The following is a 22,875-nucleotide window of genomic DNA, read 5'->3' as shown; positions in this document are numbered from 1 at the left end:
CTTCTATATAAATATAATGAGCCCACATTCAAGTGAATTAGGGCTCATTTCCTTATTATTTTACTTTTGCGCCATTCGGAAGTGTATTACTTGCTTCAATGACGCTTAGTTTGCCATCTTTTTCTCCTGAGAGAATCATACCTTCGCTCATTAATCCGCGAAGTTTCACAGGTTTTAAGTTAGAAACGACGATAACTTTTTTGCCGATTAAGTCTTCAGGTTCATAGAATTCTGCAATACCTGATAGCACTTGGCGTAGTTTGCCTTCACCTAGGTCTAATTGGAAACAAAGAAGTTTGTCCGCTTTTTTCACTTTTTCTACTTGTTTTACTTCTGCAACACGAAGATCGATTTTGTCGAAATCTTCAATGCCGATTTGCGGTGTTTCAAGTGCTACGACTTCCGCAACTTCTTCAGCTGGAGCAGGGGCAGAACCTTTCATTTCATCTTGAATATACGTAACTTCAACTTCCGCATCCAGTCTTGGGAAAATTGGCGTACCTTTTTTCACCACTGTTGTACCGGCTGGGATTTCTCCATAACCATAAATGCTATCCCATTTTTTTAAGTTTTCTTCTTGAAGTCCTAGTTGTAAGAAGATTTCGCCTGGTGTTCTTGTTAGGAATGGTTGTAATAGTACCGCGATAATACGCAAGTTTTCTGCTAAATGTGTCATGACGCTCGCTAGTTCCGTGCGTTTATCTTCTTCCTTGGCAAGTGTCCATGGAGCTGTTTCATCGATATATTTGTTTGTCCGAGAAATGAGCGACCAAAGCTGGTTTAATGCTACAGAAAACTGCATATGTTCCATGCTTTTCTCATATTCTTCTACCACATTATTTTTGAAATCTACTAAAGTTTGATCGAAATCTGTTACATTTCCTTGATATGCTGGAATTTCTCCATCAAAGTATTTGTTAATCATTGCTACTGTTCGATTAAGTAGATTACCTAGATCATTAGCCAAGTCATAGTTTACACGGTCAACAAAGTCTTCTGGCGTAAATAAACCATCTGAACCAAAAGGAACTTCGCGCAATAAGTAGTAACGAAGCGCATCTAAGCCATAGCGCTCAATCAACATATAAGGATCTACCACATTCCCTTTAGATTTCGACATTTTACCATCTTTCATTAAAATCCAACCATGGCCAAATACCATTTTCGGAAGAGGCAAGTCAAGCGCCATTAACATAATTGGCCAATAAATTGTATGGAAACGAACAATTTCTTTCCCAACAATCTGTACATCCGCTGGCCAGTATTTTTGGAATTTCGTATCATTATCCGTGTTATATCCTAGCGCAGTAATATAGTTTGAAAGTGCATCAATCCACACATATACAACGTGTTTAGGATTTCCAGGAACTTTAATACCCCAATCAAAAGTTGTTCTAGATACTGCTAAATCCTCTAAGCCTGGTTTAATGAAATTATTAATCATTTCATTTTTTCTTGATTCTGGTAGGATAAATTCTGGATGGGAATTATAATATTCTACTAAACGATCTGCGTATTTGCTCATACGGAAAAAGTAAGATTCTTCTTTAACAAGCTCGACTTCATTGCCGCTTGGAGCTTTCCCGCCAATTACTTTGCCATTTTCGTCCTTATACACTTCTTCTAACTGAGTTTCTGTAAAATATTCTTCATCAGAAACAGAGTACCAACCTTCATATTCACCTAAGTAGATATCGCCTTGTGCTAAAAGTTGTTCAAAGATTTTTTCTACGGATGTTTTATGACGGTCTTGTGTTGTACGAATAAAATCTGTATTAGAAATTTCTAGTTTTTTCCAAAGTTCTTGGAAACCTTCTGCAATTTCATCCACGTATTCTTGTTCAGAAATTCCACGTTCTTTTGCTTTTGCTTGGATTTTCTGACCATGTTCATCTGTTCCAGTTAAGTAAAACACATCATATCCTTTTAAGCGTTTGTAACGAGCCATCGCGTCCCCCGCAACTGTCGTATAGGCATGTCCGATATGCGCTTTTCCGCTTGGATAATAGATTGGTGTTGTAATATAAAACGTATTTTTCTCTTCAGGCAACACAATTCCCTCCTTAAAAATAAAACAATTAGTATCATTATATCATTTTTCGCGCTAAACGAAATAATTAATTAAGCACCTTTTGCCACACCAATTAAAATTCCCCCAAGAACGACTAAAATGACACCTACAATAACGTAAAGCATTTCTTTTCTTGTTTTCTTTTCTTTCAATAATACGATGCCGCCAATTGTTGAGATAACGACGCCTAGTTGCGAAAGGGAAAATCCAGTAGCCACTCCGACAAGTTGATTCGCGTGTACCATCGCAACATTTCCCGCTGCCCAAATAATCCCCGGAATCATAAGTAAAAGTGTCCGCTTAGTAAAACGTTTTTCTGTTCCACCGCTATGCGTCATGAGAAGCGCGCTTAACACCATACCAATAGCTTGCGGTAAAATCGCGTTAATTCCATCAATTTTAAAACCTTGGATAAGGACGACTAACCCCACATAACCACAAGCAGAAATAAATAAGGTGATTAAACCTTGCTTTAACGCACTAGCTCCATCTTCTTGTTTTTCAGCATAAGATGTCAAGAAAATCCCACCCACAATAAGGGCTAAAGCGATAAAACCTAAAATGATGCGTAATGTTGTATCCCATTCATGAAATAGAATTACACCACATAGCGTTGTTCCGACTAATTGCATTCCGGTTGAAATGGGCATGGCTTTTGAAACCCCGATAATTTTGAAGGCTCTCAGTTGAAACATCTGACCCACAGTCCATAAGCACCCTGTTATAAAACTAATTCCGACCGTTTTAAAGGTATAAACTGGATCAGTAAAGAAGAAAACGATTACCGCAAAAGCAAGCGCTCCGAGCGTCATCCCCATGGTTTGTTGTCTTGTTGAACCGCCAAATTTTGTAATAATTAGCGGAACTGTTCCCCAGAGTAATGCAGGAATTAGCGCAATTAAAATGTTCAAATCGTTTTCCTCCTTATTCGCCTTTTAATTTAGTTTTCAATGATTTCATTATAGCGGAAATAATAAGAAGATGATAGAGGTTTTCAGAGCAAACTGCGCCCGTTTACAAGCATTCTGATTAATTACGGCCTCCATCTTCTTATTTTCATTCAGATTCCCATTCTAAAATTTAAACAGAAAAAAGCTAAGTATGCGTATACCTTGAATAAGAGTATCTGCATACTTAGCTAAATTTACTGATTAATTTATTGTACTTCAAGTGGTGGTAAAAATACTTTACCATCCAACACTTCTTGTTCTGGAACGTATAATCGGAAATTTAATGAGAAGTCTTGTCCCGCTTTACTTGGTAGCCAATTCTCTTCAGCTACCTCTGCTGGTTTTTCAGCGGCAATATATAGCTCTAAGCTCCCATCTTCACTTAGTTTTGCTCCTGAATGATCATTGATGCAAAACTTGTTTAATTTATTCGGGATAACATGATAGTCTGGAACGCTGTATAATGTAACTGACCAAAAAGCATTTACAAGTTTTGTTGGAAGTTGGTCTGCAGGAAAGTGAATTTTATATACTTTATCTCCATTTAACAACTCATCATCCGTACCTTTTTGACCAATGAAATATAAAGCTTCTTGAATCGCATTTGCCCAAATGCCACCATAATTAATGATGCCTCGCGCTAAAATATCATTTCCGAAGGCTCCAGCTACATAAGTAACTGACCAACCACCTTTTTGTGTCCCAAATCCTTTTGCACCTTTAGTAAAATACGGAATGGCTTCTTTAATAATCAGATTTTTCACTTCCGCTTTTTGTTCATCACCAAGCTCTATATAAGCTGCAACTTTTCTTGCTTTATCTTGAAATTCTGTCGCTTTTGGCATTTTATCAGGGTATGTTGCTAATACTTCCTCTAAGTTAGAATAAATTTCTTCTAACAAAAAGTCTGCATTTGTGAAATGTGGTATAGATAATGGTTCTTTAATTTGTATGTTTTTTGAAGCATCGATTTTGAATGCTTTTTGAAGTGCAACCGCGCCTGCCGGATCATCTTTTTGTTCTACACGAAGGAGCAATTTTACTTTTTCAGAAGGTAATTCGATTTTCACTGCATCATTTGGAACAGATGGGTTAGTGCCTTTTTTTATGAAAGCAAATTTCCCATAAGGATGTTCTGGATAATTACGTTCATTAATATTCGTTACTACTTCTCCCCAACCATCTAAAATTTGAACAGTATAATAACGATTTTTAATTTCTGGCACCTCTAAAATTACCGCGTTGTCATCATCTACAGCTATCCATGTTTCGGAATAAACAACATCAAAATTCGGATTGACAAAATTGGCATCTGCTGGCGATACATCATTGTGTTTAAGTGTGTTATACGGAATTTTATCTTCCTTGATGTCATAATTTTCTTGTCGTAAAACGAGATAGCGCGATAATAAATAAACATAAGATTCTTTTATCATTTCTGCATTTACTTCTAATTTCGCATTCATACTCAATATAACCACCTTTAATTTAGATTAAAATAAGTATAGCACGTCCTTAATTGAAAACTTAACTCTTAGCAATTCCAATCATTGTTCCACCAATAATAACTAAAATGACTCCAATAATAACGAGAACAAGTTCTTTCTTGGTCTTTTTCTCTCCTAAGAAAAGTATTCCCCCAATGGTTGAAATGACAACACCCATTTGTGAAAGAGAAAATCCAGTTGCAATCCCAACTAATTTATTAGAGAATAATAGTGCTAAATTACCTGTAGCCCACATAATACCCGGAATCATATTTAACCAAGTTTGTTTTGTAAAACGCTTTTCTTCGGATTTAATGGAAAATAGTAATCCTGCTATAACCATCCCAATCGCTTGTGGCAAAATCGCATCCCAACCACTAATATCAAACCAGCGCGTAATAACGACATAACCAACATAACCAACGGAAGAAATAAGTAAAGTAATAATTCCTTTTTTCATATTTTGTCCGGAATTTTCGTCTTTATTTTGTTGGTAACTTGTTAAAAATATACCTATAATAATAAGTGCTAACGCCGAAAAACCTAGTACTAATTTAGATGTTGTACCCCACTCATGAAATGCAAAAACACCAAAAAGAGATGTACCTACTAATTGCATCCCGGTTGAAAGTGGCATTGTTTTGGATACGCCAACTTGAGTAAAGGCACGAAATTGATTCATTTGCCCTAAACTCCAAAAAGCCCCTGAAATAAAACTAGCAATAATAATCGTTGCCGTATATTCTGGATTTGTAAAAAAGAAAACGCCTAACGCAAAAACTAACGCCCCTAAAGTTGTTCCAATAATTTGTTGCTTTGGTTTTCCGCCGATTTTGGATACAACTAGTGGCATAATCCCCCACATAACTGCTGGAATTAATGCTATAACTATGTTCATTTTTTTATTCCCCCTAATTCTTATACTTATGGTCTATACCCTTTTCACCCGAAATCATTCCTATTCTAGTCATTATCTGTTAAAATGAATTAAAATTATCAAGAAGGTGAGAAAATGAAATCAACTGGAATGGTAAGAAAAATCGACGAACTTGGTCGCGTGGTTATCCCAATCGAAATCCGACGAACGATGAATTTAAACGTAAAAGATCCCTTAGAAATTTTTACAGATGAAGATGCAATTGTGTTAAAAAAATATTCAGCTGGTTTGGTTTGTGATATTACTGGAGAGTTTTCTGTTGATAATAAAAAATTCGTTGATGGCAAACTAACGCTTAGTAAAGAAGGCGCCGCAGAGTTGATGGAAGAAATTAAAAGGCGCTTTGGCGATACGTTATAAAAAATCATGCAAGAGGTCTGAAAAAGAACCTCGCGCATGATTTTATTTTATTTCATGATAAGCGGCATAAACTTCGCGTTTTGGTAGATTTCTAGCTTTCATAACCGTTTTTATCGCGTCTTTAGAGCTAACATTTTCTTGCTCCATCACAGTAGTGACATGTGTTTTAATATCCATTTCTTGCCACCAGAGAAGTTCTTCTGCTACAGGTGGATTTGCATTTCCTTCAATAATAATACAAAATTCTCCGCGTACTTCTTCGTCTGTCGCCCAGTTAAGCGCATCTTCTACGGTCCCCCGCAAAAATTCTTCAAATCGTTTGGTAAGTTCACGACATAAAACTATTTTCCGATCATTTCCAGTGATTTTAATGATTGCTTTTAATGTTTCTTTTAGACGATGTGGCGATTCATACAAAATCCAAGTTTCCTCACGTGCCGCTAATTTTTCGATTTCTTGGGTACGTTCTTTATTTTGTCTTGGGAGAAATCCATAAAAATAAAACGGCTGTGGTGCTAAACCAGATGCGATTAAGGCGGTTAAAGCAGCATTTGCTCCAGGTAATGGAATCACTGGAATACTAGCATTTAGCGCCCTTTGGACAAGTTCATAACCCGGATCAGAAATAGAAGGCATCCCCGCATCACTAACTAGTGCAACCACTTCCCCGTCTAGCATACGCTGAATGATATTATCCTCTTTATTTTCTTTTGTGAACTGATGATAACTTGTCATTCGAGTAGTAATTTCAAAATGATTTAAAAGTTTTACTGTATTTCGCGTATCTTCAGCAGCAATAATATCGGCTTCTTTTAACATACGAATCGCCCGAAATGTCATATCTTCTAAATTTCCTATTGGTGTTGGAACTAAGTACAGTGCTCCTCGAACGTCTCCGCTGAAACTTTTTTGACTCTTTATCATTCTGAATCCTCCTCCCGCTCGATTAAATAGCTGTCTTTATTTTTACGTGATAGTTTTTTGAATGCAGCTTCTGCCTTCGTGGCCTCACTTCTCGTTTCAAATTTTTCAAAATGAATGACTTTTACTGGACGTCGAGTTTTAGTGTATTTGCACCTAATGCCAGCATTGTGTTCGGCTTCTCGGCGTGTCACATCAGTCGTATAGCCACCATAATAAGAATTGTCGTTACATTTTAGTACATAAAAGAAATGTTCATTCGCTTTCGCCATATAAAATCTCCTTAATTACTGGTGTATATTCGCCTAACTCGTCATAAACAATAACAGGCGGCACATACTTAACACCTGGCTTGCCGTCTTTGATTCCTTCTACCAGAACCGTGTTCGCTTCTCGGTCGATTCGTGGGTGAACAAGCTGGATACGTTTCGGTTCTAAGCGGTATTTTCTCATTAAATCGATAATATCCAATAAGCGCTCTGGCCGATGGACAAAATTTGCTTTGCCTCCTTGTTTTAAAAGGCTAGCCGCAACTCGAATAGTATCTTCTAGCGTACACATAATTTCATGACGGGCGATGCGATAATGTTCATTTTCGTTTTTCAAGCTTGTAGCTGGAGTCGCGAAATACGGCGGATTACACGTAACTATGTCTGCTCGCTCCTTTGGAATCAAATCGGTAATCTTATTTAAATCATATTCCATTATTTCAATTTGGTCTTCCAGTTGATTATAGGCAACACTTCTTTTGGCCATATCAGCAAGACGTTCTTGAATTTCAACCCCAACAATCTGCGCTTCTGTTCGTGTACTAAGTAGTAAAGGAATAATACCATTTCCACTACACAAATCAATTATTTTACCTTTACGGATTGGTAAATAACTAAATTTCGCCAGGAGAACTGCATCTATGGAGAAAGAAAATACCGATGGACTTTGAATAATTCGCAAATTTTCTGCTAGTAAGTAATCGAGTCTTTCATCGCCTATTAATTTGAGTTTTTCCAAATAATTCACCTTTTCTAGCAAAAAGCCCTTCTCTTAAATCGAGAAAGGCCCGTCATGTTATTTTTTGTTAAGCAAGGATAGGCAAAATAAACAATCTTCATCATTGCCACGCGGGCTGCCGAAATGTACATTGCAAACATGAAATCCTTCCTTGTAAAGTTGGACAAGATTATCATAACCTTCCCCGAGTTCAATCATTTGTTGCATTGCCTCTTTGCGATTTGGCGCCATTACACCATGAACCGCCTCTTCTTCGGCCACTGGTTCAAGAGTTCCTTCATCTGTTAAAGAAAGTCTACGCCGCAAATGCTCATTCTCAAGGTTTAACCGATTATTTTCTTCCAACATTTCACCTAAGTTTGTCTTTAGATCTCCAAGTTGCTGATACAATTCGCCAATTTGCTCCTCCATATTACTGACTGAGTCAAAAATAGCTTTTTTATCCAATTTTTTCACCTCAAGACTTTGCCGGTTGTTTTAGAAATTCGTTATATGGACGTAATTCATCCAATTCATATTCTATAACCGTCTCTTCTTCGGGCAAACTTACTTGTAAGATTCTAGACAGCAAGTTGATTCCCGAAACACGTGCTTCTGCGCCTTCTGGAGTTTTTACTTTTACACCAACATCTGGCATTTCACGTTTTGCTTGTTCATATTCATCATTTTCGTATTTCAAACAACACATTAAACGTCCACATAAGCCAGAAATCTTCGTTGGGTTAAGGGACAAGTTTTGGTCTTTAGCCATTTTGATAGAAACGGGTTCGAAGTCACCTAGGAACGTGGAGCAGCAAAGCATACGACCACATGGACCAATCCCACCAAGCAATTTCGCTTCATCACGAACACCGATTTGACGAAGTTCGATACGAGTACGAAATACAGAAGCTAAATCTTTCACGAGCTCACGAAAATCCACACGACCCTCTGCAGTAAAGTAAAAAATGATTTTATTCCGGTCAAATGTGTAATCTACGTCTACTAAACTCATTTCAAGTTCGCGCTCACGGATTTTTTCATCACAGAGTAAAAAGGCTTTCTGACAAGAATCGCCATTTTCTGCAACACATTTATAATCTGCTTCTGTTGCGACACGAAGTACTTTCTTAAGTGGTAAAACGACATCTTCTTCATCCACATAGCGTGGTTCAATGACTGTTTTTCCAAATTCAATTCCTTGTGCATTTTCAACAATAACACCTTGGTTCTCTGTGATTTCAAGATCTCCCGGTGAGAAATAATATATTTTACCAACGTCTTTAAAACGGACGCCTACAATTTTAAGCATAGCGATTACCTCCCTTGGATTTCCAGAACTAACTGCTCCATTAGAAGTTGCGTGTTCATATTGGAATCCAGTTTTGATTTCGCAGCGAGAATCTTCTCGATTTCCCCTGTGGTTTCGGACAATGACTTACGTAGCGCATCTTGTCCAAGTATTTCTTTTTGCGCAGTACAAATTGGTTCGTAGTTCTCATCAAGTGTAAGGTGTAACCTATCGCGGTATAACAGTAACAATAATTCGAGTCCAAGCGCCATCTTATCTTTTTCTTTAAAAAGTGGCATCCATGATTCTTGAATGATAATTAACGGGCTGGTGCCTTGATGGTGCATCCCTTCATACAACTTGATTACTACATTTCTTGCCTCACTAAACCAATCATCTTCTTCAAAAGCCTTAGCTTGCTCTATACTACCAGTAATACTAGCATAAATCCGCGCTTTTTGTTCGGAGATACCTGCTGCTGTAAGTTGTGATAACAAACTATCAAAAGTGAGTGATTTGAATGTGACTGGTTGTAATCTTGATTGAATTGTTGGCAAGATTTGGCCAGGATTGGTTGTTAAAAATAATAATAACAAACCGCCCTCTGGTTCTTCTATAAATTTCAGCAGACTATTGGCTGATTGAACAGTCATTTTTTCTGCATCATAAATGATAACTACTTTTTGATCTGATTCCATTCCGCGTTTACTTAATTCTTGCTTAAGCGCGCGAACCTGATCAATCTTGATACTAGCTCCATCTGGCTCTAGCAAATGAACATCCGGATGATTATGACTCGCTATCCTCATGCAATTGGCACACTTACCACATGCAAGTTCGGTTTCAGTACGCTCTAAACAAAAAAGACTCTGCGCTAACCAAAGTGCGGTGCGTTTTTTTCCTGTACCACTTGATCCTTCTAATAAATAGCCGTGAGATAATCGATTTTCGCGGACACTTTTTGAAAAAATCTTCATGACCACTGGTTGCATCACTGTAAGTTCATCCTGTAATCCCACAAAAAACTTCCTTTCTATCCATATTGTAATATTATAACATGACAAGGCTTAAATAGCTTCGGAATTTTAACAAAAAAATAACGATGAATTTGTTATACTATGTTACAATTTCAATAAATTAGCTCTTTTTCAAATATTTAAATGGACAGCATAGCATTTTGAGCATAGAATAAAAGAAAAGTAGTTATGATACTTAGACTTGAAGGGGTTGTCTGGTATGAATGAATCGAATGGAAGTATGGAGCTTTATTTAAGAGCTCACACCGAAGAAATTATTAACAACTGGCTTTCAAAAATTTATGAAAATGAAAAAGCGTATACTAGTTTTGTTTATTCTCCGCGTTACAAAGATGAGTTACGTGCTGATAGTGAGCAAACAGCAGACCTAATTATTTCTTATTTTACTGGTAAAAATGCTTTCTTTGAGAAGCTAGATAAGTGGCTTGATAATATGTACGCGCGTCGTATGGAAAACGAAGTCCCTCTACCAGAAGTAATTACTACGCTTGATAAACTTCGCCGCGAATTTGTGACAGCTGTTTCTGATTTTTGTATTGAAAATGACGAAGTGTCTAAATACGACTTTTTTTCTAGTATGGCTATGGTTAATCACGGATTTGACCGGATTAATGAGGCATTTTCAGCGATGTATTACAACGATATTGTGAAACACATGGAACAACAACATCTTTTAATTGAAGAAATCAGTACGCCTGTTATTTCGATTACTGACAAATTGGCGATACTTCCTTTAATGGGACGAGTTGACCGTGAAAGAGCTGAAAAACTTTCTGAAATTACCGCAAGTAAGTGTGTGAAATTTGGAGTCGAACAGCTTTGTATTGATTTATCTGGTATAACTTATTTTGATGATGCACTTGGTGAAATGCTTAATAATTTAGTAACTGTGCTTAGACTTCTTGGCGTTGAAGCTTTCATTTCCGGCATCCAGCCAAAGATGGCACAACAAATCAATCGCGTTGACTTAAATCTATCCATCCAAGCCTATCACTCTTTAAAGGCTGTATTACAAGATCAAACTCGAACCATATAAAAAGGTTTGTTTTGAAGGAGGAAAGCGTATGGTCTCACCTTTCGATTATGTTGAATATACAAACATGCTAAAAAATTATGATATTTCTTTTAAAGAAAAGACTTATCAAGCTGGTGATTTGATTACAATAGTGCATTCCACAGAAACAAATAACATCTTTCTTATTAAAGAAGGTTTTGTATCGGCTTATTTTGGTGACGATTCCACTGAAATATATACCATTCTCGCCAAAAATAATTTTTTCTGTTATTTTCCACATTCAGAAAATTTTCCAAAAGATTTACATTTCTACGCTTTAACAGATGTAACTGTATATATTATAGATAACAAAGAATTTACTTTTTCTTTGTCGGCCTTTCCAGAAAATTTTGGTTTTCACTATTTATTTTCACGAGATGTCTCTAAACATGCTTTTTATCGTTCTATTTTATATATGGTACCAAAGCAAAATCGCTTGTTATTCGCTTTGAAAACTTTTGTTATCTTATTTGATCTCGAAGCCAAAGAGGGTAAATTCGTATTTCCAAAAGAATTAAACTCTAAAATTTTAAAAAGTTATACAAATCTTTCTAAAAAGGTTTTTTACACGCAATTAAATACCTTATATGCGGATGGAATCGTATTTAAAAAAGATAAACATTTTGAAATAGATGCGGAATCATTGGATGAACTAGAATTTTTAACATAAAAAATGGAACAGTAAACGATAAATCGTCTGCTGTTCCATTTTTTTATTGTTTTCTTCTAAAAATGAGCAAGCCTCCTGTAGAAATCGCTACTAATAATAAACCTAATCCATTGATAAGCGGTGAATCTCCTGTTTTTGGTAATGTTTGTGAATGATTACTTGAACTGACAATTGTATCTGGTTTTTTCGGATTATTTGGCGCTTTTGGAATAGTCTGCTCATCAGGAATGTTTGGTGTTTCTGGTGTTTCTGGTTTCTTAGTGTTCTCTTTAGTTACAAGCAGACCTATTTGCTTATTATCAATCTCGATTTCGAATTTTACAGGTGTTGTATCTAAAATATAGCCTGCTGGTGATTTTGTTTCAACGAATTGATAGTTCCCAGGCAATAAATCATCCACATACAGCATGCCATCTTCATTCGTTTTTAAGTTAGTTCTTAAAGTCTCACCATTCTCATCTTGTAATTCAAATTCGGCTCCTGCAAGTTTTTCTTTTGTTTCACTGTCAATTTTCACAAGTGCTACAGAGCCTTTTATTGATGTATTTTCTTTTGAAACGGTCACCTTTTGGTGCGTTTCATCAATTGTAAAGAGAATAGGTGTAGCATCAAGAATATAATTTGCGGGTGCTTTTGTTTCTACAAATTTATAATCACCGAATGCTAAATTGTCTACTGTTAAAACTCCATCTGCATTTGTTTTTAGCCCCGTTTGAAGTGTATTTCCTGTTTCATCTTGCAGTTCAAACTCTGCGCCCTCAAGTGTTGCGCCTGTTTCTTTATCCGATTTCACAAGTGATACAGAGCCTTTCATCGGGGCATTTTCTTTGGATACAAATAGAGATTGATGTTCATTGTCAATGGTAAATTCGACTGGCTTTGTATCTAATATATAACCTGCTGGCGCTTTTGTTTCAATTAGTTTGTATGTATCATATTTCAAACTAGAAATAGTGAGTTTTCCGTACGTACCAGTTTTTATTCCTTCTTGTATTGTTGTTCCAGCTGAATTTACTAATTTAAATTCGGCTCCTTCCAAAGGATTTTTTTGATCAGAATTGTCTGTTTTGGTTAGTTCTACTGATCCGTTAGTACCTTCTCCACCACCGCTACCTCCAGAAGTTGGTGTGTTTACTTCAATTTGTTGTGACTGGTAATTATCCCCAGTTAATTCACCTTTATTTGTATAACTTGGCGATGCTCCATTATCTGTCGAATTTGTATAATAAGAAACCTTTACAGAATCTGTTAAATGGCCTAAATTTATTTTAAAACCATTAGCAGTTTGGATAATGTCTGATGATGGAACAGCTACTCCTGGCGTAAAATTATCATTTGGATCAAATTCTCCATGAAATGCTTTGATAGAATTAAAATCAATCACTTGATTTGGCCCAACGAAATCCTCATAAACGGCATTTTGGATGTCTACTTTTGCATAGTTAAGTCGAACAACCCACTGTATAACGGAGGGATCTTTTGCATTAGCCCAACCATATTTATAGAGCGTTTCATCTGGACTAATTTGATTTTCACTACCAACATCTACCGTAATTGTATCAACCTTACCATTTACAGGAAAATCAAGAGGTACTTTTTCATTTCCATCTACAAGCGATTTATCCCAGTTACTCCAAAAATCAAGATATCCACTAATATCGGAATTTTTTTCTACAAAATCGGTAAATGTAATCACAACTTTCCCAGTAGATTTCGTTGCCACTACATTCCCTACTGTATTACCATTATGATCTTTTAAATCAAAATTCAAATCTGTTACTATTTTCAGTTCTTGTGGTAATACAAATTGCATTGTATCGCCTTCCTTAACACTAGTTGAATTGGGAATTGCCCAAGTATAGTGAATCTGAATACTGTCATAATAGCCAAATTCTGTTTTCGGATTACCATCTCCATCTAATAGCTCAACTGATTGCAAAAAATCAGATCCATAATCAGTTGCTGCTTTAACAAAGTTTGTCTGAAATATAACGTTTACAAGTAAAATGACACTGAGAAAAGCTAATCCAACTTTTTTCAGACTGTTTTTCATTTTGGTACGTTCTTTCATAATAAAAATCATCCTTTTCAAGTTAGTTTCAACAATAATAGTTTCTTCCTAATTTATTGTGAGTATACAATAATTTAATAAAATTTGTATTACTTTTCAGAAGAAAATCTTGCTTTTGTGAACATTTTGTGACATTTAGTCCTATTTCCCGACCTAGTTTCCTTGGATTTGAGCAATCCATTTTATAATAGCCATATTTTTGAGAACAAAAAACAGCCAAAATGTTCTTTGTAGAGACAAAGAATATTTGGCTGTGATTTTATTTTATGAAAAAGCGCATTTCATAGCAAGTTCAGTCATTGCAACCATTGCTTGATACGCTTCAAAGATGTCTTCTGCTTCAAACATGACAGTAGTTTCATCAATGATTTTTGTTTTTGGAACTAATGCTGCCCATTCTGCTTGACCATAATTACAGAACTCAATTTTCAGAACAGGATTTTCTGGTGGTATAAGAGGTGCAGCTTTCTTATCTTTCAGAGCAATCTTTACTTTTTCGCGAATAATTTTTTCAGCTTTTGCTTTAGAAAACGCAATCGCGGAGGAACGTGAAACTGCTTCTTTCACTATAGCTGTCTCGATTCCAGGTATTAGCTCTTTTGCTTCACTAGCGATAAAATCATCACCCGCAACAAGAATTACAGGAACACCGAAAGCACCAGCAACGTAGGCATTCAAGCCAAATTCTCCTATCGCAATATCATTAATATAAAAATTTCGCACTCCCGAAGTCATTGAATGGCTCATCACTCCAGGCTTTCCAGCACGTGAATGATAACCTATAAAAACCGCCGCTTCCGCACTCTCATCTAAACCTTGCACCATCGAAAATGGCTTTACATCACCTGTGATAAGTCTTGCTTCTTCATGTAATTCTTCTAGCAAAATATTATTCATTTTTGAATGACTATCATTAACTAAAATATCATCGTAACCTGCTTTAAGCGCTTCTTCCACTACCCAATTTGTTTCTTCTGTCATGATTTTTTGTCCTCTAGTATAATTTCGCATACTAGAATCAACAAAAGTATCATCTGGAAGACCATTTATCCCTTCCATATCTACTGAAATCCAAAGTTTCATTTCACTCTCTCCTTCTACTCTACGTAAGCACCTTTATAGGAAAAGCTTGTCCCAAAGTTATGATGAACAATTCCTTTTACTGTATCTTTTTTCAAATTACATACTGCCGTTTGATATAGCGGAATCATAGCAGCATCTGTTTCGATAAGAAGTTTTTCTGCATCAATGAAAGTCTCCCAGCGTTTTTCTGGTTGAGTTGTTAATGTTGTTGATGTTGCATTAATCATTTTATCGTAGTCGGCGCTTGAATAACCACTAGCGTTGTATGTGTTGCCAGTTGTGTAATTACCTAAGAACGTTAGTGGATCTTGGAAATCCGGCCCCCAGTTTGACAGAACGATTTCATATTTTTGTTCTCGTGTTAATTGCAATAAGTTCTTTTTAGGAACCGTTTTTAAGTTTACTTTTAGCCCTGGCAAAGCCGATTCTAGTTGACTTTGTAGATATTCGCCAACTTTTTTACTTGATTCTAAATCAGAGTTTAGTAGTTCTACTGTAACTTCACCTCCACCAAGTTCTTGTTTTGCTTTGTCAAAGTAGCTTTTTGCCTCCGTTTTGTCTTGTTTCATGTAGTCGCCACTTTCTTTACGGAAATCTTCGCCCGTTTCAGGATTGGTGACAAATTTTTCTGGGACATAGCCATAAATCGCTTTAGATCCATCTGCTAAAATTTTCTTTGTAAGCGATTCTTTGTCTACCGCTAGAGAAAGAGCTTTTCGTAAGTTTTCATTAGCAAGTGGCGTTTTCTTACCGTCGAGTTCTTGGTTTAGTTTTAGATGCGTTACATAAGCATCTAGTTCAGAATGGTAATCTTTATCGTTGCTTTTTTGGGAAGCATAATCACCGGAAAGTGTTGCTACATCAAGTTTTCCAGTATCATATAGATTTACCGCTGTGTTAGGTGCTTTTACTACGCTTACTTCGATTTTATCGGATTTCACATTCTTTTTATCCCAGTACTCAGGATTTTTTTCTAAAGTCCAAGCTTTTTCAGTGTTGGTCCAACCTTTCATGACAAAAGGACCGTTGTAAATCATATTTTCACTGCTTTGCGCATATTTTTCTCCTTGCTCTTTCACGTAATCTTCATTTTGAGGATAGAATGAGTTGAAAGCTAGCAGGGATGTAAAATATGGAACTGGTTGTTCTAACTGAATTTCAATCGTATAATCGTCAAGCGCTTTTATTCCTAATTCGTCTACACTTTTCTTGCCGTTAATTACATCCGTTCCATTCTTAACTGTACCATCAAGTAAAAATGAATATTGCGCGGCAGTATCGGGATTTGCTAATTTTTTCCAAGCAAAAATGAAGTCATTTGCAGTAACTTTTGTGCCGTTTGACCATTTAGCATCATCTCGCAATTTAATCGTATATGTTTTTTGATCCTCGCTCAAGGTTGGCATGTCTTTTGCAATAGCTGGAACTGCTTGATCTTTGTCATTCAAAGTGTATAAGCCTTCAAACACTTGGCCTTGTTCGGTAAAACTCGGAACATCTTGAGATAAAGTAGAATCCATAGAAGAAACTTCGGCGTTTTCCATAATTTTTAATGTCTTTTTGCCTTGTGATTTGCTTGCTTCGTCTTTATTTCCTCCACATGCCATTAAAAAGGTTGATATCGATAGTATCATGATACATATTAACGCTACTCTTTTTTTCATTTTGTTTCCCCCTTATTATTTGGTATTTATCATTTCAGAAAATAATTCTTTCCCTATTATCTGCATCCAAGCCGTCGCATTTGCTTCTAGCCCAGTATTATATGTAAGTGTAGCAGCGAATCTAGTATTTCCCTTATATTCAAAAAAGGCGACATCATGCTGAATATCTTTTAGTTCACCTGTTTTATTTAACATTTGAAGCCCAGGAATTCCGGCTTCTTCTAAAGTCCCGGCTATGTTCGAGCGAAATTGTTGGTTATATAAGGGACGTCTGATAGTTTCTTTTAAATCTGGATATAGTTCGCCTAGTTCTATGATTTTTCGCAAAATATTTACAGCTGCTTTAGCACTAATTTTGTTTTGCTTAGTCGTCGTGAAGTCCATCATTTTTCGTTCGAGCTGTATTCCGTCATTCCAATGATTTTCACTTATCCAAGATTGCAGTTTCTGCATGGTTGCTAGCTCGATTAGTTGATTAGTAGCTGTATTATCAGAAATAGCAATCATTAAATGAAGCAACTCTTCTAGCGTCCACGTGCTTTTTTGAGGTAGAATTTTTATAATTCCCGCACCTGCTACTATTTTTTCGGTTGGAATCTGCATTTTGGTTTGTAAGTCTAGCTCGTTCTTGGCAATTTTTTCGAAAAAGTATAAATATATTGGTAGTTTGATAACGCTTGCCGCTGTGAAAAGTTGGTTTTCATTTTCAGCAAAAAGGACTTTGTTTTCATCTGTAATATACAGCGCTTTTGTATCAATCGTGTTGAAATCTTGGTTAATTTTTTGATAATTGGTCAGTTTCACCCACCCCTTTAGCGATGCCTTGAAGTAACACAAAGTTCTGGTTCGTATTTACTGCCAGCAATTTTAGTTAAAATCACTTTGGAACCTGGAGTCTGTGAATGAATCATTTCGTCATTTCCGATGTAAATGCCAACATGATGAACTTCTCCTTTACCTTCTTCATATGCGAAAAATAGCAAATCACCTGGCTCTGCATTCTTATAATCAATTTTTTCACCTGCGAAAGATTGTTCAGTGGCATCACGCCCAATATATTTTCCACAAGTTCGGTAAAGTGTGAAAGCAAATCCGGAACAATCAAAACCAGCACTACTAATTCCTGCCCAAACGTATGGTAAATCAAGGAATTGCATCGCCATTTGTACAACATCCACACCAATATTATCGCGAGTTTTATGCTGTAATTCTACTTGGCTTTTTAAAATCGTGGCTGGACCATGGGGTGTTACAATCTCATAAAGTCCATCCGCTTCAGAAATTTTTGTAAAAAGTGTTCCAAATGACACAGTTCTTTTATCACCGTTTTCATATGTGATTTGAGTTTTTGGTATAATTACAGCAATTTTCTCATTGGTATCTTCTATTTCATCTGTGTCTGCGAGGTCTTTTAACAACATCCACCCTGGATAACCACGTTCATCCAGAAAGCTATGCTGGGAGGGAACAACTACTTTTGCCCAGTCGCCTTCTACTTTATCAACTATCACTGAATCGTTATATAGTAAATCGGAGTCAACAAGGCTATCATCATATAATTTCATAGCGTCTTGTTGGCTAACTTGAACCAAATCATCATTTTTTCTGGCCTCTAAAATATTGGCTAATACAGGATTCATCTCGTTTTTTCTCCAAAGAAACGCATTACTTTGACTAACTAGTTTTTTCATTTTAACCCTTCTTTCTTTAATAAGCAGGAATTCCAATCCCATCTTCTTCTGTTAAAAGTACTTGCCCACGACCAATTTCAAGGCCGATGTCGGTTAAATTTTTGCCATGTAGATTCCACATAAACGGTACATCTAAATCATAAAACTTCACTTGCTTAGATGCCGCTGCGAAATGAGCTGCTGCTGATAAACTTGCATATCCTTCAATCATCGTCCCAATCATACAGTCAACATTATGGCTACTTGCTAACTCATGTATCGCACGCGCTTCTCTAATTCCAGAGCTTTTCATCAATTTAATATTAAGTAAGTTACAGCATTTTTCATCTAAAAGTCGCTTAGCATCGTGAATTCCAAATAAACTCTCATCTGCCATGATAGGGATATTGGTATTTGCAGTCACTTTTGTCATTCCAGAGAAATCCCAACTTTTAACCGGTTGCTCAATAAAATCAATCGGAATGTCATGCCATTCATTTAGAATTTGAATCGCTTCATCTGCGGTCCACCCTTGATTTGCATCGATTCTAAAAGGAATTTTACCTCCTAATGCTTCGTTCATTTGTCTGATTTTTGCTACTTCTATTTCTACAGGATCAAGACCAAGTTTAACTTTAAGCGACTGAAAGCCTTCTGATACCTTGATTTCTGCGTCTCGAACCATTTCTTCTGGTGTCCCGATGCTAATAGTATAATCTGTTTCTAGTTTTGTAGTTCCCCCACCAAGAAATTCATACAATGGTTTTGAGTGGGCTTTTGCCAGAGCATCGTGTAAAGCAATATCAATGGCGGCTTTTGGACTTGAATTATGAACTAAAAGCGATTTCATCTCATCTAAAATGGTAAGTTCTTCATCTAGCTCACGCCCAATTAAAAAAGGGCTAAAAATATCATTTATCGCACTTGTAATACTCACTTCTGTATCCCCTGTAATTACATGAGTTGGGGCAGCTTCTCCAATACCAACAATCCCGTTATCAAAATGAATATACACTCGCACAACATTCACATGATTAACTACTCTAAGTGCTGTTTTAAAAGTCGCTTTTAGTTGAATTGGCAAGCTATGGGTTTTAATTTTTGTGATTTTCAAGCAATTTCACTCCTTTAACGTAAAAATGTCAAACTATTCTTACAACAATAGCAAAACAGTACACATTTGGCAAGATTGGCTAGGGATTATATCTCCCATCAGTTGTTTAATTTTTTGGCGCTTTATAAAAAAAGCTTTCATAGGGTGTAACTTTAATGTCTTTCTATTTTCGCTCATTAAATAAAGCGCTGTCAATCTTTTTCCATCCAAAGAAAGCTTACATTGAATGTTTTTCTATTTAACGATTTAGAACTAGCATTTGAATTGCATTAGCTACGCCATCTTCATTATTGGTAGTTGTCGTGTAGTTGGCAATTTCTTTAATATGTTCTGTCGCATTACCCATCGCAACACCCATACCTGCATATTCTATCATTGTCGTATCATTTTCTTGGTCGCCAATACTCATTACTTCGCTCTGTTTCACACCAAGCTTACTCGCTAAACTTGCAAGTGCAGATCCCTTGTTTACACCTTTTTGCAAAAACTCTAAATTATACGGTACACTTCGAACCACATAAAACTTTTCTTTGATTGTATCAGGTAGTTTCTTAATAACATCTGTGATTTTTTCAGGCGAATCTAACAACATTATTTTAGAAACATGGATAGAATCAGGAGCTTCCTCTACTGGTAAATGATAAAGCGGTGTTTGTAATAATAATGAATCTTGACAAGTAATTTCTGTGATTTTCCGACTTGGCACATACATGTTTTTCCCATCAAAATAAGTTACGTTCACGTTCTCCGCATGACAAAACGCATAAATTTCTTCTAATTCTGCTTTATTTAAAGTAATATCTGCTAATGTTTTTTCGGAAGCAGTTTCTAATACAACCGCCCCATTAAATGTAATCGCGTAATCCCCTGCCTCTAATAAATCTAATTCAATTAAGCTTTTTTTAATTCCGGCAAGGGGACGTCCTGTGCATAATACTACCTTTACCCCTTTTTCTTTAGCTGCTTTAATAGAATCACGCACTGCTGGTGTAATTTTATGCGCGTCGTTTAATAACGTTCCATCAATATCTATCGCAATAATTTTATACATAATTTCCTCCCAAAATGACTAATTACTTTCATTCTACTAGAAAATCAGCTATTCTGCCAAAATTCACTTACTTCATGGGAGATTTCATGGATATTTTTCACTGTTTTTGCATGATTCCAGTGAGCCGGAAACAAAGCTCTATATCGTTCAGCGGAAAAACGTTCTTCTATTAATAATACAACTCCGCGATCTGCTTCCCCTCGAATAACACGCCCGACAGCTTGGAGTACTTTATTCATTCCCGGTATTTGGTAAGCATAATCAAATCCACGACCAATAGATTTGTTATAATAATCTTTAATTAAATCTGATTCATAGTTAAGCTGTGCGAGTCCTACCCCTACAATAGCCGCTCCAACTAGGCGATCACCTCTTAGATCAACGCCTTCAGAAAAAACGCCTCCTAAAACACAAAAGCCGACCAATGTTTCTTCATTATCTGCTTGGAACATCTCTAAAAAATGCTCTCGCCGCTCTTCATCCATTGATGTTTCTTGTTTTTGCACCTGAACTTCTGGATACTTTTCTCTAAATAATTCATATACATTCTGTAAATACAAAAATGATGGGAAGAAAAATAAATAATTACCTTTTTTTCCAGAAATCAATGCAAATAGTGCATCTACAACTGATTCTAAGCTATTTTCTCGCATTTGGTATTTCGTGCTTATAAAATCTGCCACAAGTAAATGCATATTATTTTGCTTAAAAGGGGAAGAAAAAATCATACGGCTTGTATCTTTCTCACCGCCAAGTACATTCGTATAATAATCTATCGGTCTAAGGGTAGCCGAAAAAAGAACCGAGCTGTCTCCTAGTTTCAATTTTTCTGATAGAAGGAATGCTGGATCGAGACATAACTGTTTTATTTCTAAATCTCCATGGCTTCGTGTCACTTGTGTAACATAGCGTTCATCATAACATTCTGCAATTGCTACATATCGTAAGCTTTCAAAATAAAGTTCTAGCACATCAGCTTGTGATTCTGACTGATTATTTTGAGGTAGCCATTCTTTTGCCACAAATGTGAACTTTAATATCGCCTCATTCCAATCAACCAACTTTTCTTTATTCACATAAACGGTTTTTCCTAATTCTGTTAGTTTTTTGTTGAGTGAAATCATTTCTCTGTTCATCGCATTTATTGCATTTAATAAACGTTTATTTAATTTTTTGTCCAGTCCACGTTTCACCTGCATTATCAGTGATTTCCGCAAGGTAGCAGAAAACATAGAGCGCGCACGATCCACTAAATTATGCACTTCATCTACTAAAAATGTGTATTTCCCCGGACCTTCCGCAAAAAAACGTTTCAGATAGATTACTGGATCAAATAAATAATTATAATCACAAATAATCGCATCACAAAAAAGTGCCACATCGAGCGATAATTCAAAAGGACAAAGCGTATGTTTTCGGGCATATGTTTCTACAACTGGACGAGTTATTGCTTCCTCAGATTGCAACATATCAAACAATGCTTCATTCAAACGATCATAATAACCACGCGCAAACTGACAATGGTCTGGCTCACATTTCCGCTCATCTAAAAAACAAATTTTATCTTTAGCTGTGATTGTTACACTTCTTGCAGCTAACCCTTTTCGTCGCATCTCTATAAGTGCATCTTCCGCAACCTGCCTCGTAATTGTTTTGGCTGTAAAATAAAAAATCTTGTCAATCTTTCCAGTGCCCATTGCTTTCATTGCTGGAAATAAGGTCGACATGGTTTTACCAATCCCAGTTGGCGCCTCGCAAAACAAACTTTCCCCCGACATAGCCGTCCGGTAAACCGCAATTGCCAGTTCTCTTTGTCCACGTCTGTAACTTTTATATGGAAAAGATAGTTCTTGAATGGTTTTATTTCGCTTCATTTCCCAAGCCGCCGACATTTTCGCCCAAACGGCATATTTGGAAAGTAAATCATCCACAAAAAGCGCCATTTCGGAGCGAGTCATCACACGTTGAAATTGTTTTATCTCTTCATCCACCACTTGGTAATAGGTCAATTGAAGAGTGACCTTATCAAGTTTGGCAGTTTCAGCTAGAATAAATCCATAACAAATAAGTTGCGCCCAGTGGAGCGGTCGGAAATCTTCCGTAATTTCTTCCATTGGTGTTTCAGTCGTTTTAATTTCATCTATAATTTCTCCCTTGATAATTCCATCTGCTCGACCTTCCAGTAAAAAAGCTATATTATCTACTACTCGCTCTAATTTTAAACTTACTTCGGCTTGATATTCATCTCCAGCTGATTTTTGGAGTAGTTGATGGATTTTCGTTCCTTCTAAAGCACGATTTGAACTAGCCATGCGATTATCTATACTTCCACTTCTAAGGACAAATTCCACTAAACGTCGAACCGAAATCCGCATATTTCTCATCAACAATCCTCCTCTATAATCCATTTGAATTATAGCACAGAACTGATGTTCGTTGTAGTATGAAAACTTATCC

General features: G+C 36.4%; 21 protein-coding genes. 3 read left to right on the top strand and 18 right to left on the bottom strand.

The genetic code is table 11. The features are described from left to right. Positions 1 to 55 precede the first annotated feature (55 nt). The 4 genes from metG to LWE_RS00750 form a co-directional block, all read right to left on the bottom strand. Entirely contained in the window at positions 56 to 2,056 is a 2,001-nt protein-coding gene (gene metG, locus LWE_RS00765; protein WP_267128355.1) for a methionine--tRNA ligase, read from the bottom strand. Between the two features lie 65 nt (positions 2,057 to 2,121). Continuing rightward, positions 2,122 to 2,982 (bottom strand): GRP family sugar transporter, encoded by an 861-nt coding sequence (locus tag LWE_RS00760; protein WP_011701021.1) that lies wholly within the window; start codon positions 2,980 to 2,982, stop codon positions 2,122 to 2,124. Between the two features lie 245 nt (positions 2,983 to 3,227). Then, positions 3,228 to 4,487, bottom strand: coding sequence for a DUF1214 domain-containing protein (locus tag LWE_RS00755; protein WP_011701020.1), 1,260 nt, complete (start codon positions 4,485 to 4,487; stop codon positions 3,228 to 3,230). A gap of 61 nt (positions 4,488 to 4,548) precedes the next feature. Then, the gene (locus LWE_RS00750; RefSeq protein WP_011701019.1) at positions 4,549 to 5,406 is read right to left on the bottom strand and encodes a GRP family sugar transporter; all 858 of its coding nucleotides are present in this window, start codon (positions 5,404 to 5,406) and stop codon (positions 4,549 to 4,551) included. A 114-nt stretch (positions 5,407 to 5,520) separates the two neighbouring features. Here LWE_RS00750 and LWE_RS00745 point away from each other — a divergent pair, with 114 nt between their 5' ends. After that, the gene (locus LWE_RS00745; RefSeq protein WP_011701018.1) at positions 5,521 to 5,805 is read left to right on the top strand and encodes an AbrB/MazE/SpoVT family DNA-binding domain-containing protein; all 285 of its coding nucleotides are present in this window, start codon (positions 5,521 to 5,523) and stop codon (positions 5,803 to 5,805) included. Between the two features lie 42 nt (positions 5,806 to 5,847). Here LWE_RS00745 and rsmI read toward each other — a convergent pair whose 3' ends face one another. Genes rsmI through holB form a run of 6 tightly spaced genes read right to left on the bottom strand, consistent with a single transcriptional unit; the run spans position 5,848 to position 10,023 of the window. Then, complete coding sequence (gene rsmI / locus LWE_RS00740; protein ID WP_011701017.1) at positions 5,848 to 6,729, bottom strand: 16S rRNA (cytidine(1402)-2'-O)-methyltransferase; 882 nt, start codon at positions 6,727 to 6,729, stop codon at positions 5,848 to 5,850. Continuing rightward, on the bottom strand, positions 6,726 to 6,998 hold the full coding sequence (locus LWE_RS00735; RefSeq protein WP_011701016.1) for a GIY-YIG nuclease family protein: 273 nt from the start codon (positions 6,996 to 6,998) through the stop codon (positions 6,726 to 6,728). The genes rsmI and LWE_RS00735 overlap by 4 nt, the downstream gene beginning before the upstream one ends. Beyond that, positions 6,982 to 7,734: a tRNA1(Val) (adenine(37)-N6)-methyltransferase gene (locus LWE_RS00730; protein WP_011701015.1), complete on the bottom strand. Its 753-nt coding sequence runs from the start codon at positions 7,732 to 7,734 to the stop codon at positions 6,982 to 6,984. The genes LWE_RS00735 and LWE_RS00730 overlap by 17 nt, the downstream gene beginning before the upstream one ends. A gap of 57 nt (positions 7,735 to 7,791) precedes the next feature. Continuing rightward, a complete protein-coding gene (gene yabA / locus LWE_RS00725) occupies positions 7,792 to 8,181 on the bottom strand; it encodes a DNA replication initiation control protein YabA (protein ID WP_011701014.1) in 390 nt (129 codons plus the stop codon). A gap of 10 nt (positions 8,182 to 8,191) precedes the next feature. Beyond that, positions 8,192 to 9,025, bottom strand: a complete 834-nt coding sequence (locus tag LWE_RS00720) for a PSP1 domain-containing protein (protein ID WP_011701013.1) — start codon at positions 9,023 to 9,025, stop codon at positions 8,192 to 8,194. 5 nt (positions 9,026 to 9,030) lie between these two features. Beyond that, positions 9,031 to 10,023 carry a DNA polymerase III subunit delta' gene (gene holB, locus LWE_RS00715; RefSeq protein ID WP_011701012.1) on the bottom strand — a complete coding sequence of 331 codons (993 nt, stop codon included), beginning with the start codon at positions 10,021 to 10,023 and terminating at the stop codon, positions 9,031 to 9,033. Between the two features lie 217 nt (positions 10,024 to 10,240). Between holB and LWE_RS00710 the strand changes: the two genes are divergently transcribed. Together LWE_RS00710 and LWE_RS00705 are read left to right on the top strand one after the other, a co-directional pair. Next, positions 10,241 to 11,077 (top strand): STAS domain-containing protein, encoded by an 837-nt coding sequence (locus LWE_RS00710; RefSeq protein ID WP_011701011.1) that lies wholly within the window; start codon positions 10,241 to 10,243, stop codon positions 11,075 to 11,077. A 64-nt stretch (positions 11,078 to 11,141) separates the two neighbouring features. Next, on the top strand, positions 11,142 to 11,765 hold the full coding sequence (locus LWE_RS00705; RefSeq protein WP_148264564.1) for a cyclic nucleotide-binding domain-containing protein: 624 nt from the start codon (positions 11,142 to 11,144) through the stop codon (positions 11,763 to 11,765). Positions 11,766 to 11,808: 43 nt separating this feature from the next. Here the strand turns inward: LWE_RS00705 and LWE_RS00700 are convergent, their stop codons facing one another. From LWE_RS00700 to LWE_RS00665, 8 genes are all read right to left on the bottom strand, one after another. Continuing rightward, entirely contained in the window at positions 11,809 to 13,836 is a 2,028-nt protein-coding gene (locus LWE_RS00700; RefSeq protein ID WP_011701009.1) for a SpaA isopeptide-forming pilin-related protein, read from the bottom strand. Between the two features lie 264 nt (positions 13,837 to 14,100). Then, positions 14,101 to 14,919, bottom strand: coding sequence for a M55 family metallopeptidase (locus LWE_RS00695; protein WP_011701008.1), 819 nt, complete (start codon positions 14,917 to 14,919; stop codon positions 14,101 to 14,103). A 14-nt stretch (positions 14,920 to 14,933) separates the two neighbouring features. Then, on the bottom strand, positions 14,934 to 16,583 hold the full coding sequence (locus LWE_RS00690) for a peptide ABC transporter substrate-binding protein (RefSeq protein WP_011701007.1): 1,650 nt from the start codon (positions 16,581 to 16,583) through the stop codon (positions 14,934 to 14,936). A gap of 15 nt (positions 16,584 to 16,598) precedes the next feature. Further along, positions 16,599 to 17,387: a serine hydrolase gene (locus tag LWE_RS00685; RefSeq protein ID WP_011701006.1), complete on the bottom strand. Its 789-nt coding sequence runs from the start codon at positions 17,385 to 17,387 to the stop codon at positions 16,599 to 16,601. A gap of 8 nt (positions 17,388 to 17,395) precedes the next feature. Continuing rightward, positions 17,396 to 18,274, bottom strand: a complete 879-nt coding sequence (locus tag LWE_RS00680; RefSeq protein WP_011701005.1) for a C40 family peptidase — start codon at positions 18,272 to 18,274, stop codon at positions 17,396 to 17,398. 16 nt (positions 18,275 to 18,290) lie between these two features. Then, a complete protein-coding gene (locus tag LWE_RS00675) occupies positions 18,291 to 19,367 on the bottom strand; it encodes a dipeptide epimerase (protein WP_011701004.1) in 1,077 nt (358 codons plus the stop codon). Positions 19,368 to 19,605: 238 nt separating this feature from the next. After that, the gene (gene yidA / locus LWE_RS00670; RefSeq protein ID WP_011701003.1) at positions 19,606 to 20,418 is read right to left on the bottom strand and encodes a sugar-phosphatase; all 813 of its coding nucleotides are present in this window, start codon (positions 20,416 to 20,418) and stop codon (positions 19,606 to 19,608) included. A 44-nt stretch (positions 20,419 to 20,462) separates the two neighbouring features. Further along, positions 20,463 to 22,802 (bottom strand): ATP-dependent DNA helicase, encoded by a 2,340-nt coding sequence (locus tag LWE_RS00665; RefSeq protein ID WP_011701002.1) that lies wholly within the window; start codon positions 22,800 to 22,802, stop codon positions 20,463 to 20,465. Between the last annotated feature and the right edge of the window lie 73 nt (positions 22,803 to 22,875).

This window comes from Listeria welshimeri serovar 6b str. SLCC5334, from assembly GCF_000060285.1.
GTDB classification, from domain to species: Bacteria; Bacillota; Bacilli; order Lactobacillales; family Listeriaceae; genus Listeria; species Listeria welshimeri.
This window is presented reverse-complemented; position numbering and strand designations above follow the sequence as displayed.